General features: G+C 37.9%; 13 protein-coding genes. 3 read left to right on the top strand and 10 right to left on the bottom strand.

What is annotated here, in order from left to right; all coding sequences use genetic code 11:
- Positions 1-3 precede the first annotated feature (3 nt).
- The 4 genes from F598_RS0102020 to F598_RS0102035 form a co-directional block, all read right to left on the bottom strand.
- Positions 4-219, bottom strand: a complete 216-nt coding sequence (locus tag F598_RS0102020; protein ID WP_019037347.1) for a DUF6327 family protein — start codon at positions 217-219, stop codon at positions 4-6.
- Positions 216-620, bottom strand: coding sequence for a hypothetical protein (locus F598_RS0102025; RefSeq protein WP_019037348.1), 405 nt, complete (start codon positions 618-620; stop codon positions 216-218). Before F598_RS0102025 ends, F598_RS0102020 begins: the two co-directional genes overlap by 4 nt.
- Before the next feature lie 15 nt (positions 621-635).
- Positions 636-980: a YtxH domain-containing protein gene (locus tag F598_RS0102030; RefSeq protein WP_019037349.1), complete on the bottom strand. Its 345-nt coding sequence runs from the start codon at positions 978-980 to the stop codon at positions 636-638.
- A 125-nt stretch (positions 981-1,105) separates the two neighbouring features.
- The gene (locus F598_RS0102035; protein ID WP_019037350.1) at positions 1,106-2,644 is read right to left on the bottom strand and encodes a glycine--tRNA ligase; all 1,539 of its coding nucleotides are present in this window, start codon (positions 2,642-2,644) and stop codon (positions 1,106-1,108) included.
- 132 nt (positions 2,645-2,776) lie between these two features.
- Here F598_RS0102035 and F598_RS0102040 point away from each other — a divergent pair, with 132 nt between their 5' ends.
- Positions 2,777-3,457, top strand: coding sequence for a ComF family protein (locus F598_RS0102040; RefSeq protein ID WP_019037351.1), 681 nt, complete (start codon positions 2,777-2,779; stop codon positions 3,455-3,457).
- Positions 3,458-3,503: 46 nt separating this feature from the next.
- Positions 3,504-5,114: an Ig-like domain-containing domain gene (locus F598_RS0102045; RefSeq protein WP_026302460.1), complete on the top strand. Its 1,611-nt coding sequence runs from the start codon at positions 3,504-3,506 to the stop codon at positions 5,112-5,114.
- Here the strand turns inward: F598_RS0102045 and F598_RS0102050 are convergent.
- On the bottom strand, positions 5,101-5,877 hold the full coding sequence (locus F598_RS0102050; protein WP_019037353.1) for an amidohydrolase: 777 nt from the start codon (positions 5,875-5,877) through the stop codon (positions 5,101-5,103). The two genes, F598_RS0102045 and F598_RS0102050, sit on opposite strands and share 14 nt — an antisense overlap.
- Before the next feature lie 4 nt (positions 5,878-5,881).
- Complete coding sequence (locus F598_RS0102055; protein WP_019037354.1) at positions 5,882-6,751, bottom strand: ChaN family lipoprotein; 870 nt, start codon at positions 6,749-6,751, stop codon at positions 5,882-5,884.
- Between the two features lie 96 nt (positions 6,752-6,847).
- Between F598_RS0102055 and F598_RS0102060 the strand changes: the two genes are divergently transcribed.
- Entirely contained in the window at positions 6,848-9,199 is a 2,352-nt protein-coding gene (locus F598_RS0102060; RefSeq protein WP_019037355.1) for a S9 family peptidase, read from the top strand.
- 502 nt (positions 9,200-9,701) lie between these two features.
- Here F598_RS0102060 and F598_RS0102065 read toward each other — a convergent pair.
- The 4 genes from F598_RS0102065 to F598_RS0102085 all read right to left on the bottom strand — a co-directional run bounded on the left by F598_RS0102065 (position 9,702) and on the right by F598_RS0102085 (position 13,130).
- Positions 9,702-9,899: a hypothetical protein gene (locus tag F598_RS0102065; RefSeq protein ID WP_033408222.1), complete on the bottom strand. Its 198-nt coding sequence runs from the start codon at positions 9,897-9,899 to the stop codon at positions 9,702-9,704.
- A 243-nt stretch (positions 9,900-10,142) separates the two neighbouring features.
- Positions 10,143-10,541: a hypothetical protein gene (locus tag F598_RS0102070; RefSeq protein ID WP_019037357.1), complete on the bottom strand. Its 399-nt coding sequence runs from the start codon at positions 10,539-10,541 to the stop codon at positions 10,143-10,145.
- Positions 10,542-10,553: 12 nt separating this feature from the next.
- A complete protein-coding gene (locus tag F598_RS0102075; protein ID WP_033408224.1) occupies positions 10,554-10,739 on the bottom strand; it encodes a hypothetical protein in 186 nt (61 codons plus the stop codon).
- A 336-nt stretch (positions 10,740-11,075) separates the two neighbouring features.
- A complete protein-coding gene (locus F598_RS0102085; RefSeq protein WP_019037360.1) occupies positions 11,076-13,130 on the bottom strand; it encodes a M13 family metallopeptidase in 2,055 nt (684 codons plus the stop codon).
- Between the last annotated feature and the right edge of the window lie 50 nt (positions 13,131-13,180).

Consider the following 13,180-nt stretch of genomic DNA (forward strand, 5'->3'; position numbering starts at 1 on the left):
GTTTTATAAACCAAACTTTCTCAGGATTTGACTCCCAATCCTCGCATAAATTGCTTTTTGTCCAAGGTAAGAAATCAATTCTGCTACCACATTGGTAAAGGAGAAAGCTCTCTTGATGTAAGCCACATCTATGGACGCTTTCTGCTTACTAATATCGGCCTGTAACTTTAATATTTTAAGGTCCTTGTCGATTTCTTTGAAAGTAGAATACTTTTTCATAAGTCTGAATTTTCACTTTGCTCTATCTCTTCTTTCAGTTCTTTTTCCAAATCTTTCTCAGAATTTAATATCTTATGTAGAAAGGACAATACTGGTCTCTCGAGCATACGTTTTCCAAAGAGGCTGATGACCAGAAAAAGAAAGATATAAAATCCCCCTACAATAAAAAATCCGTAAGAAATAGATCCCAGTTGATTCCCTATCAGGAATGAAAAGCCTAGTGAGACAAAAAAGAGTATAAGTACTAATATTCCTACTTTTAAAACAAAATGACCTCCTGAAACTAAACTTAAAGCTAGTTTCTTAAAGAGGTCAAGTTTATAATATTCAATAGAATTTAATAAGACATCTTTGGAGTCTTTAGATAAGTTATCTAAGTGATCACTTAATTTTTTGCCCATAAAGGAAAAATTCTACTATTTCTTTTTAAGCTCTTTTTGAAGCTCAGCATTCTTTTTTCTAAGTTCACCAAGTTCTCCTTCAAGCTTATTCAGCATATCATCTGCCTTGTTATTGACATTTGAAAAGGTTTTTTCTAATTTTTCTTCTATATTCTTTTTAGCTTCAGACGCGAAACTAGATAATTGAGAAGAAGTTTCGTTGTATTTTTTGTTTAAACTATCCTGTAAGTGATCTGCTTCATCTCTCAATTGCTTACGTGTTTTTTCACCGCTTTGTGGAGCATAAAGTAATCCTAATCCAACACCTACAGCTGTACCAGTTAATAATGCTAAAATTGTATTTCCAGTGTGATTTGCCATTTTAATAATTGTTTATTGGTTTAAGGCTAAATTAGAGTTATTTAGACGATTTCGCTGTTAAAAACCGGTTAATAAATGAATTACACAGTCGCAATAACAAAAAAAGGTAAAATCTATTCAATATTTTAAGACTTAAGCCAGGCTTTAAAATCGATGTCTTTTTGAATGATAGATTTAACTTCTGAAATTGGTACCCGTTTTTGTTCCATAGTATCTCTGTGACGTATAGTGACGCAATGGTCTTCTTTAGTATCATGATCTACAGTGATACAGAATGGCGTTCCCGCTGCATCTTGTCTTCTGTAACGTCTGCCTACTGCATCTTTTTCATCATATATCACATTGAAATCCCATTGGAGATCTTTCAATATATCCTGAGCTATTTCTGGTAAACCGTCTTTTTTGAGTAATGGGAAAACCGCAGCTTTAACCGGGGCCAATACTGAAGGTATTTTAAGGACAGTTCTGCTACTTCCGTCTTCCAGAGTTTCTTCTTTTAGGGAGCTGGAAAACACAGCTAAGAACATTCTATCCAATCCAATGGAAGTCTCAATCACATAGGGTACGTAGCTTTTTTCTAACTCTGGATCGTAAAACTGAAGCTTCTTCCCCGATAAATCTTCATGAGCTTTTAGATCGAAATCTGTCCTGGAGTGAATCCCTTCCAGTTCTTTGAATCCAAAAGGGAAATTAAATTCAATATCGGTCGCAGCATTGGCGTAATGCGCCATTTTCTCATGATCATGAAATCTATAGTTTTCTTCTCCAAGACCAAGTGAACGATGCCAGTTACTTCTAATTTCTTTCCAGTGTTCAAACCATTTCAGCTCATCCCCAGGGCGAACAAAATACTGCATTTCCATCTGTTCAAACTCTCGTTGCCTAAAGATGAATTGTCTGGCTACAATTTCATTCCTAAAGGCTTTTCCGATTTGAGCAATTCCAAAAGGAATTTTCATCCGGCCGGTTTTTTGAACGTTGGAGAAATTCACAAAAATGCCCTGAGCTGTTTCTGGTCTTAGGTATAAGTCGGAAGCTGATTCTGCGGAAGCTCCCATCTTTGTTCCAAACATTAAGTTGAATTGTTTAACGTTGGTCCAGTTTTTTGAGCCACTTACCGGGCAGGCAATGCCCAATTCTTCTATAAGTGCTTTGACATCCTCCAGATTTTCTTCGGTGAGCGATGTTGCTAATCGAGATAAAATCTCTTTGGACTGTGTTCTGTATTTCACCACTCTGGGGTGGGTGTTTACAAATTGTTCTTCGTCAAAATCTTCTCCGAAGCGTTTTTTGGCTTTAGCGATTTCTTTCTGTGCTTTCTGCTCTAGTTTTTCTACATAGTCTTCTACTAAAACATCTGCTCTGTATCGCTTTTTAGAATCTTTATTGTCGATCATAGGATCGTTGAAGGCGTCTACGTGTCCAGAAGCTTTCCAGGTATTGGGATGCATTAAGATTGCAGCATCTAGCCCTACTATTTCTTCGTGTAGCTGGACCATACTTTTCCACCAGTAGGCTTTAATGTTATTTTTCAGCTCTACGCCATTTTGCCCATAATCGTATACAGCGCTTAATCCATCATAAATTTCGCTGGAAGAGAAAATATACCCATACTCCTTAGCGTGGGATATTACCTGTTTGAATTTGTCTTGTTCTTTTGCCATGCCGCAAAAGTAAAAAAACAAGGCTTTAATTAGAGGATTCGCCGGTAAATAATTAAATAAATCTCACGATATAAAGGAAAATTTTCTACCCTTTGTTTTTTGATTATCTTTAGGTAACCAATTTATTTTCAGATGTTTCAGGATTTTAAAAATTTCTTGTTCCCAAAACTCTGCGCGTGTTGTGATGCAGTGTTATTGAAATATGAACCACTGCTGTGTACCTTCTGCAGAAACGAATTACCGCTTTACCCTAACTTTTTCGACGGTGATCATGATTTGCATAAAATCCTCTATGGTAGAGTTCCACTCCAACATGCGGCTTGCTTATTTTATTTTGAAAAGAAGAGCATCATACAAAACCTTATCCATGATTTGAAATATAAAGGCAATGAAGAATTAAGTTTTCACCTTGGCGAGTGGCTGGGTGAATTGCTTTTGGAGGCAGGCTGGCATAACTCTATAGACCTGGTTATTCCAGTTCCTCTGCATAAGAAAAGACTTCGAGAACGCGGTTATAATCAGGTAGAAGGTTTTGGGAAAGCCATCGCTAAAGAATTATCTGTGCCCTACAATGATGTCTGTCTCAAGCGAAGATCCACTTCTGCCACCCAGGTTTTCAAAAATAGACTAGCCAGAACCGAAGTGGTTAAAAATCATTTTTATGTCGTTGGAAATAACAGTCTTTCTGGAGAACATGTTCTTTTAGTAGATGATTTAGTGACCACAGGAGCAACCTTAGAAGCTTGTTACTTAGCCTTAAAAACAGCAGATATAGAACATATAAGCATTGCAACAATAGCCATCACCAAATAATAAAATCTTTATTTTGTTGTTTATTTGCATAAACTAAGCGCTACACATGAACATACATTTTTCAAGTCTTCTTTTCGCACTCATGTTTACCTTCTTAATGTCTTCCTGTGCTCAGAGAGGAAGGCCGGATGGAGGGCCTAAAGATGTGGAGCCGCCCGAGTTCGTGAGTTCTACTCCAGAAAATTATTCGACCAATTACAAGCGCGAAGAAATAACTATCAATTTTGATGAGTACGTCAAATTAGATGACCCAAGGCAACAAATCTTCTTTTCTCCTCCCATAGAACCAAGGCCAAATATTTACCCTTCCGGTATAGCCAGTCGATACGTTAGACTTTCTATAGACAGAGATTCTTTAGATCCCAATACAACTTACACGGTTAATTTTGGTAAAAGCATAGAAGACAATAATGAGGGCAATGCGCTTCCCTATTTTAAGTATGTATTCTCAACAGGCGACTATGTTGACTCTCTTCAGGTAGAAGGAAACGTATTTGATGCTTATGAGCGAATATCAGATGAAAATGTGTCAGTGATGCTTTACCCTTTAGATTCGACTTATTCCGATTCTGTTGTTTATAGAGATACGCCACGTTATGTTTCCTTTGTGAGAGATTCCACGTCTCTTTTTAGTTTAGACAATTTGAAGCCAGGAGACTATAAAATGGTTGCAATCTCTGATAAAAACAACAATTATAAATTCGACCCCGCACAAGATAAAATCGGATTTGTAGAGGAAGCCATTTCAATACCTACAGATCAACTTTACGATATCTTGGTTTTTAAGGAAGAGTTGGATTTCAAGGCTTCGCGTCCTAAACAAGTTTCTAGAAACCATTTCGAATTTGGGTTTAAAGGGAGATTGAAAGATTTCAGGATCGACCTTATTTCAGATACAGAAGAGCCCTTTGAAGCCAGGTATTTCAAAGATGAAGAGACCGATACCTTACACTATTGGTACAAACCCTATCTACAAAATGATAGCTTACTCTTTGCCTTCAAAAACCAGGAGAGAATAGATACGGTGGAAATACGCCCTAAAGAGATAGAGCAAGATTCTTTGAAAATTTCAGAAGTTAAAACCGAAAAGAACAAATTATTAGCAGATTTTAAACTCAGAGCTAACACGCCTATTTCGAGAATTGAAAAAGATTCTATTCGAATGATGAATAAGGATTCTGTTCCGGTGGATTTTTATCTTGAACTGGATAGCCTTTACAATCATTTGGTTTTTAAATTTGAAAAACAACCCTTAGAATCTTATAAAATCGACCTTTTGCCTGGGGCAATAACTGATTTTTTTGACGCTACGAATGATAGTTTAAATTTTAAGTACAACACAAAATCCATAGAGGACTTTGCCAATCTGCAATTAACAATCACCAACGTGGATACATTTCCAATTATCGTAGAACTTGTCGACGAAGATGGTAAAGTAGAATCCTCGGTCTATGAAACCGAAAGCAACACAGTTAATTTCAAACTAATTCGGCCAGGAGTCTACTTCATTAGATTAATATATGACCTTAACGCCAATGGTAGATGGGACACTGGAGATTTTTTGAAGGGCTTAAAACCAGAACCAGTACTTTATGATTCCAGGCCAGTAGAATTTAGGCCTTTTAGAGATGAAGTGCTGACGATCACTTTATATTAAATTCATCTCTATCCCTCAAAAAGCCTAATTGATTTCTTAGTTCGTAGAGGGAAGCTTTATCCAAAACGACGGTCTCTATAGCTTCTTCTTCTGGGTGATGCTGGCTCAGGCGCTTGCCTAGTGCATCATAGGCGGAAGAGTGCCCAACGTATGGAAAATCGTTTCCATCTATCCCAATAATATTAAGACCGATGCAGTAGCTCATGTTTTCTACTGCTCTGGCTTGAAGCAAAATGTCCCAGGCTGCCACTCGTTTTTTAGGCCAGTTAGCCACATAAATCAGGGCATGGTAATCGTCTTGATTTCTTGCCCACACCGGAAATCTAAGGTCATAACACACCTGCAAACAGAGTTTCCATTCCTTATACTCGACAATGCACCTTTCTGATCCCTGTTCATAAATCTTATGCTCGCCAGCCAGAGTAAACAAATGTTTTTTATTGTAGGTGAAGAACGTCCCATTTGGCTGTACAAAAAACATCCGGTTATAAAACTTGCCCTGGTCTTTAACCATAGCACTTCCTGTGAGTGCTACATCAAAAGCATCAGCTTGCTCCTGCATCCAGCTTAAAACCACTTCAGCTTCTTCGGCATTGGCTTCAGCATTCATAGAAAATCCAGTGGTAAACATTTCCGGTAAAATGATTACATCTGTTTTTGAAGGACACTCAGCCAATTTTTTTTCAAAATGCTGCCTGTTGGCATTCGGATCTTCCCAGGACAGTTGGGTTTGAATATAAGTAATGTTTAGAGAATTGCTCATAGTTTCAATAGGTTTTGGTCATGTTTTGATCCACAGCGATAATGAAATTAGCTTTATTTTGGTGTTGCTCTTCCAAAGTCTTTACATTTTGTTGTTCTATAGTGGATATCGTCAGTACGTTGACTTGGGGATTGTACTGCTTTAGATACCAGTAAATCCCTTCAAAATCGTTGGAATGGTAACTGCCGTTGAGGTGAAAAAACACCTGATTGGGCAACAGGTTTTTCAATATAAAATGAGCCATAGTCGCATCTTTGATGGCCTGAGCTTTAACCAAATCTTCTCCACCGTGGCCACCCATCATATCCAGCATATTTTGATAAGAAGATAGCTCAATATCAAAGGGGATTGGCAGTGGAGCTATCAATTTATAGGCGTCATCGGCTAATGAATCCAGAGCAGAAAAGCCTCCATTTTTATATACTTTAGTAGCGTAAGGTCTGGGGATATTGGTGGCTATAAAGGGCGTTGAAGTCAATTTAGCAAATTCTAGAATAGGTCTATAGTCGGTAGTATAATTGCTCCACACTCTGGCTTTTGTTCTGAACTTATCTTCTGCTAAACTATCTCTAAAATAAAGATCAATAGCGCTTTGCGTATCGGATTCAAACATTTCGGCTCCAATACTCAAATTGATGCTGTCTTTTTTTAAGTCAGCGATCATTTCATACTGAAGCCAATGAGAAATAGGGTTGTTATGAAACTCACCAAATAAGACGATATCTGTTTTGGAAATACTGTCTATAAGCGCAGAATATGTGATGGTATTTCCTTGTTCATCGAAGAGCGCATAAGTTTGTTTATGCTGTGCCTGACTTCTCAAAACTCCCAAAAAGCATATTACAATTAAACCAATATGTGATAAGCGTGTCATACTTTCGATTTAAAAACTTAAAGTTAGTAAGAATTCAACACTAAGCTTTAGGTGAGAACCTTTTATATTTGATGACTATTCTAAATTTCTTATTTCATGACCTTATCATTTAGATTTTTATTTTTCGCTCTAGTCGTAAGCACTTTAAGCTACGCCCAATCTGATTTATCAGTTCAAAAGATTATGCAAGATCCCAATTGGATGGGGACTTTTCCGTCTGGTGTAGAATGGGACGAACAGTCTAGTACGATTTATTTTGATTATAATCCAGAACAAAATGTATCAGATTCTTTATATAAAATCCGGTTATCCAATACATCTGAAATTTCAAAAGTAAGTCTGGAGGAAAGAAAGACCAAGGTTTCGCGTTATGGGGACTATAATGAGAAACGAACACATAAACTGTTTACTCAATCTGGGGATCTTTACCTTCATAATATCAAGACTAATACCACCCAGCTGGTCTTAGACTTAAGTGATCGCATTCAATCCCCTCGGTTTATAACTGATGATGAATATGGGTTTATCAGTAATAATAACTTTTTTGTCTATAATAAAAAGAAAGGGCAAATTCAGAAGAAAACCAATATACAAACAGGAAGTGCAAACGACAGGAGTTCACAGAAATCTGAAAAAAATCAATGGCTAGAAGATGAAAATCTGGATTTACTTCAAGAGGTGAGAGTCCAAAAAGAAAATTCAGAATTGAGAGAACAAAATCAGGATCTGTTAAGTGATAATTCCTATACACATTATTTGGGTAAGGAAAGAGCGTTTAATTTCAATATTAGTAACACAGGAAACTTTCTAACCTTCCAGACCTATACTCCAGAATCCCCAGATAACACCATGGTGCCAAATTATGTAGATGCCTCTGGTTACACTGAACCTTTGAATACCAGAAGTAAAGTGGGCGACCAAACTGCACAGCGAGATCTTTACCTCTACCATATCATGAAGGACACAGTTTTCAAAGTAGATGTGTCTACTTTGCCTGGCATTACAGACTTACCATCCTATACAGAACATTATCCTGATCGTGAGTGGGAAGAGCAAAAAAGGGCCGTAAGTTTCTCCGACGTACAGTTTTCTTCGCAGGATCAGAAGGCAGTGGTTTCAATTCGAGCTCAGGACAATAAGGATCGTTGGATAGCGCTTATCGATTTAAACACAGGAAGCCTCAGCACTTTGGACCGGCAACACGACGATGCCTGGATTGCCGGACCTGGTATAGGCAGTTATTATGGTGGTGGCACTTTAGGATGGTTACCAGATGATAAGCATGTTTTTTATCAGTCTGAAGCCACCGGCTATTCGCATTTATACCTGCACGATGTAGAAAGCAATACTCAAAAGCAACTCACCGAAGGGGCTTACGAAGTCTTTAATCCACAGTTGTCCAACGATCAAAAGTCTTGGTATTTTACGTCTTCTGAAGTCCATCCTGGAGAGCGTCATTTTTACAAAATGCCTGTCATGGGCGGAAAGGCAATACAACTCACCTCCATGGCAGGTAAGAACACTGTATTTCTTTCTCCAGACGAGAAGCAGATGGCGATTCTATTTTCAAGCTCCAATACGCCTGAGGAATTATACCTAAAGAAAGCCAAAGCTAAGGCTATACCCCAACAGTTAACGAGTGGGCAATCGGATGACTTTAGTGCATACAACTGGAGATTCCCAGAATTGATTCAATTTGAAGCTGAAGATGGAGCTCAACCTTATGCGAGATTATATAAGCCAGAGGAAAGTGTTAATAACAAGGCTGCGGTGATTTTTGTTCACGGTGCCGGGTATTTGCAGAATGCACACAAATGGTGGTCGAGCTATTTTAGAGAATATATGTTTCATAATCTGCTAACTGATTTAGGATACACGGTTTTAGATATCGACTATAGAGGAAGTGCCGGCTACGGTAGAGACTGGAGAACTGGTATTTACAGACACATGGGTGGTAAAGACTTATCGGACCAAGTGGATGGTGCAAAATACCTAATCGAAAATCACGGTGTGAATCCAGAGAAGATAGGCATCTACGGCGGAAGCTACGGAGGCTTTATCACTTTAATGGCCATGTTCAATGAAGCCGATACCTTTGCAGCAGGAGCTGCCTTAAGATCGGTGACCGATTGGGCGCATTATAACCATGGGTATACCTCCAATATTTTAAATGAACCTCATCTCGACCCCGTAGCTTACAGACGTTCTTCTCCAATTTACTTTGCTGAAGGGCTGGAAGGTAACTTGCTGATAGCTCACGGGGTGATTGATACCAATGTGCATTTTCAGGATGTCGTAAGGCTTTCTCAACGTTTGATTGAGCTCGAAAAAGAGAATTGGGAAATGGCCTTGTATCCTATCGAAGGACACGGCTTTACGCAGCCTAGTAGCTGGACCGATGAGTACCGACGAATTTTGAAGCTGTTTGAAGAGACGATTGGGAAGTAGAGATAAGATATTAGATGCAAGACTTAAGACATAAGAAACAGGGAATCATGATTTTTGGAACCACGAAACAAAACTTATAAATCACAGGAATTTCAAATTTTGAATGCACAATGCCAATGGCCTCACGCATTCCTTTCGCTTTGCTAATCAGTTACAATAGGGAAAATAAATCCATCTTCTTCTCTTGAGGGAAGATTGAGATGGGTGTAATGTAGTAAGAAAGTTAGAATAAAGTTAGAATTTTTATTGGCGTGGACTTTATAAAAGAAAACCGCCTTGGTGGGAGGCGGTTTAAAGTATAAGTTTTAAAATTTGGCTTTATCAGATCTTTTATTTAAATCAATTATTAAACCAATTGAAGACATTATCATTTAAATACTTATTAAGATTGCCATAGTTGTTTCTTTTTTACTCAACTCCAAAAATAAATAAACTCCAATTACAGATTCTAAAATAGTTAATGACAAAAATAAAAGCACTTTTCGCATATTTAAAATTTTAATTATAGAAAGCAGCCAATCAAAGCAGGAGTTGCAAGGGCATAACTTATGGCAGCATAAGCAACAGGTGCTCGAACTCCAGTACTGAATAGGTCGGCTGCCGACACGCCAAAACTAGCAATTGCGAAGCCACACATAATGTCACCACCATCCAAACCTCCTTGCAAGTTTTCCATCTGTGTTAATTCTAAATTTTTCATAAACATAAATATTAAGTTAGTGCCAAGCAAGTTTATAAGATTTAAAATTGGGCTTGGTGTATAGAAACACCCTTTGCCTGAGGCATTTCCCTAAAGGGAAAAACCCAACCTGAGCTTCCTCCCTTGAGGGAGGACTGAGGAGGGTGTTGAAAGTAAGAAACTTGAAATTCAATTTGGTGTTAACTTTAGAAAACCAAAAACCACCTCAAGTGGGAGGTGGTTTTAAAAATTTATTAAATTCTTCTAAAATATCTGAATCTCAAAAAATTTCTTTCTGTTTATAAAATTATAATATATAATCGGTAAGTAAAATATTAACACAAAAGTAGTTACATAAAAAACAGGTACAATATCTACAGTACCTAATACAAAAAGAATCAGACCAATAAAAACACCAAAAAGATAATATGACATTGGTAATAGGTGCTTTATATTAAGAGTTGAACCATCAGTAAGAAAAACTTTCTTTTCTTTTTGGTGTATAAATGAGCTAATCGCTATATTATATTCTCCTTTTTTAGGCAGGTTTAACTTTAATTTTTGACCTGGCTTTAGTGAATAATTATCTCCATTAATAAAAACATTTATAGTACCATATGGTAATATATATCTTTTTAAAGTAATGTTAATATCGGTTTTCATAATTAAGCTATTTTAATTGTAGTGGCAATAAGCTGAACCAATCCATGCTCCAATAGCTGTGGGCGCAAATATTAAATTGGCACCTGGTATTAAAGATCCCGCTGATGCTACTCCACCAATCCAAAGCAAGGCTTCTTCTTGTGCTGCTGAGCACCCCCCACTCAAATCTTCCATCTGAGTTAATTCTAAATTTTTCATAATTATATAATTTAAGTTAGTGCCAAGCAATTTTTTTAGATTTAAAATTGGGCTTGGCGAACATAAACATATTTTGCCTATCGGCATAATGCATTCCTCTCGTTCCACTCGTCGGATGCAAGAAGGGAAAACTTAAACATTTAGATAACGAGATTTATATTTCCTACCTAGAGGGAGCCTGCCTTGCGTTTCTTGGCAAAGGCAGGGACTGAGGAGGGTGAATTGAAAATAATTGATTTAAAGTTCGGCTTAGCTCTAACTTTAGAAAAACAAAAAACCACCTCAGGGTGAGGTGGTTTTCATTAGAAAATATTATAGTTACATCTATAATGTATTTTACCAGATTCTTACTCTGTCCTCTGGAGCAATATACATGTCATCTCCTTCTTTGATATCGAAAGCTTCGTAGAAGGCATCTATATTTTGAAGTGGGACGTAAGCTCTGTACTGTCCAGGAGAATGTGGGTCTGTTTTGACTTGAGTTCTTAAGGCCTCATCTCTTATTTTAGTTCTCCAAACCGTAGCCCAAGACATAAAGAAACGCTGTTCTGGGGTAAAACCATCGATCTTACCAGGCTTCTCAGTGTTCTCATAGTGAAGCATTAACCCGTCATAAGCCCCAAGCACTCCACCAAGGTCTCCAATGTTTTCACCTAGGGTAAATTTACCGTTGATGTAAACACTATCTAAAACTTCAATACTGCTGTATAATTCAGCTAAATTGTTTCCACGCTCTGTAAACTTCTCGAGATCCTGATCGGTCCACCAGTTTTTTAGGTTACCGTTGGCATCAAATCTAGAACCGCTATCATCAAAAGCATGAGAGATTTCATGGCCAATCACAGCTCCAATACCTCCATAATTCACGGCATCATCTGCCTTGTAATCGTAAAAAGGTGGCTGTAAAATGGCAGCTGGGAAAACGATTTCATTGTATAATGGGTTGAAGTAAGCATTAACGGTTTGCGGAGACATTCCCCATTCCGTTTTGTCTACAGGCTCACCGATTTTGCTAAGGTTATCCTTATAGTTCCACATGGCTACTGCCTGCATGTTTTCATAAAACGTCTTATCTGAAGTCACTTCTAAGTCGCTGTAATCTTCAAATTCGTCTGGGTAACCAATTTTTACTGTGAATTTATTTAGTTTTTCAACAGCTTTGGTTTTGGTGGAGTCCTGCATCCACTCCAAGTCGTTGATTCTGTTTTTGAAGGCTGTAATGACATTTCCAACCATTTTTTCAGCCTTTTCTTTAGCTTCTGGCGGGAATTTTTGGTCCACGTACAATTTACCAACAGCTTCGCCGATACTACCATTTACTACAGATAACGCTCTTTCGTCCAGAGGACGTTGTGCTTTAGCACCGCTCAAAGTTTTGCTATAAAACTCCCAGTTGGTGGTAGCAATATCAGTAGATAACTGGTTAGCAGCATCGTTGATGGTAGACCAGGTCATTAAGGTTTTAAGATCGTTTAATGAAGTCTCTGCCATCATTTGATCTAAAGCTTCCATGTATTTAGGTTCCATTACCAAAACCGTATCTGGCAGGCTCTCAACCCCTAAATCAGTCATGTAAGCTTTTAAATCTATATTTTGTGTCACCTGATCTAAGTCGCTTACCGCATAACGGTTATTGTAGTTTCTAAAATCTCTTCGAGCCACTTTATCCAATCTAGGTTCAGCGAGCTGAGTTTCCAAGGCAAGGATGGTTTCAGCCTTAAATTTGGCATCCTCTTTAGAGCCTCCAAAGTAAGCCATCATCTTTACGATATGCTCTTTATACTGTTCTCTTATTTCTTTGGATTTATCATCCTGATCTAAGTAATAATCTCTGTCTGGTAAGCCTAAGCCTCCAGTACCTACGTAAGCAACATTGGTATTACTATCGTCTGGGTCTGAGTAGGCAGACACTCCAAAAAATGGAGTAGAAATAGATGTTGGCATTTCAGCCATCAGTTTTTGTATCTCTTCTTTGGCTTGGATCTCTTCAATACGGTCCAGTTTGTCCATAATAGGATCTACGCCTGCAACATTTCTCGACACTGTATCCATTATCGAATTAAAAACCGCAATGGCTTTTCCCTGGTCTGAGTCTGAACTGTACTTTCCAGATTCTTCTGCAGTTTTTAAAATCTCCAACACATCATTGTCGGTTGATTTTCTTAAAATTTGAAATCCACCCCATGAGGTCCTGTCATCTGGAATTTCTGCGGTTTTCATCCATCCTCCATTGACGTAACTATAGAAGTCGTCTTTTGGTGCAACTGTGGTGTCCATGTATTGCAGGGCTATACCTCTGCTCTCGTCGTTCGATTCCTTTTTAGAATCCTGACACGAAAAAAATAATGTTGACGCTCCAATAGCGACAAACATCAATTTCACTTTGTTCATAAGTTTTTGAATTTAATTGGGTTTAAAAATACGGATTTTATTCAGAACTA

Origin of the sequence: Psychroflexus tropicus DSM 15496, from assembly GCF_000378765.1 — a bacterium.
Taxonomy (GTDB): domain Bacteria; phylum Bacteroidota; class Bacteroidia; order Flavobacteriales; family Flavobacteriaceae; genus Psychroflexus; species Psychroflexus tropicus.

Coding starts and splice junctions, on each gene's coding strand:
- F598_RS0102030 (WP_019037349.1), bottom strand. CDS start 980: ATGGCAAATCACACTGGAAATACAATTTTAGCATTATTAACTGGTACA.
- F598_RS0102040 (WP_019037351.1), top strand. CDS start 2,777: ATGTTTCAGGATTTTAAAAATTTCTTGTTCCCAAAACTCTGCGCGTGT.
- F598_RS0102025 (WP_019037348.1), bottom strand. CDS start 620: ATGGGCAAAAAATTAAGTGATCACTTAGATAACTTATCTAAAGACTCC.
- F598_RS0102050 (WP_019037353.1), bottom strand. CDS start 5,877: ATGAGCAATTCTCTAAACATTACTTATATTCAAACCCAACTGTCCTGG.
- F598_RS0102020 (WP_019037347.1), bottom strand. CDS start 219: ATGAAAAAGTATTCTACTTTCAAAGAAATCGACAAGGACCTTAAAATA.
- F598_RS0102065 (WP_033408222.1), bottom strand. CDS start 9,899: ATGAAAAATTTAGAATTAACACAGATGGAAAACTTGCAAGGAGGTTTG.
- F598_RS0102085 (WP_019037360.1), bottom strand. CDS start 13,130: ATGAACAAAGTGAAATTGATGTTTGTCGCTATTGGAGCGTCAACATTA.
- F598_RS0102060 (WP_019037355.1), top strand. CDS start 6,848: ATGACCTTATCATTTAGATTTTTATTTTTCGCTCTAGTCGTAAGCACT.
- F598_RS0102070 (WP_019037357.1), bottom strand. CDS start 10,541: ATGAAAACCGATATTAACATTACTTTAAAAAGATATATATTACCATAT.
- F598_RS0102075 (WP_033408224.1), bottom strand. CDS start 10,739: ATGAAAAATTTAGAATTAACTCAGATGGAAGATTTGAGTGGGGGGTGC.
- F598_RS0102055 (WP_019037354.1), bottom strand. CDS start 6,751: ATGACACGCTTATCACATATTGGTTTAATTGTAATATGCTTTTTGGGA.
- F598_RS0102035 (WP_019037350.1), bottom strand. CDS start 2,644: ATGGCAAAAGAACAAGACAAATTCAAACAGGTAATATCCCACGCTAAG.
- F598_RS0102045 (WP_026302460.1), top strand. CDS start 3,504: ATGAACATACATTTTTCAAGTCTTCTTTTCGCACTCATGTTTACCTTC.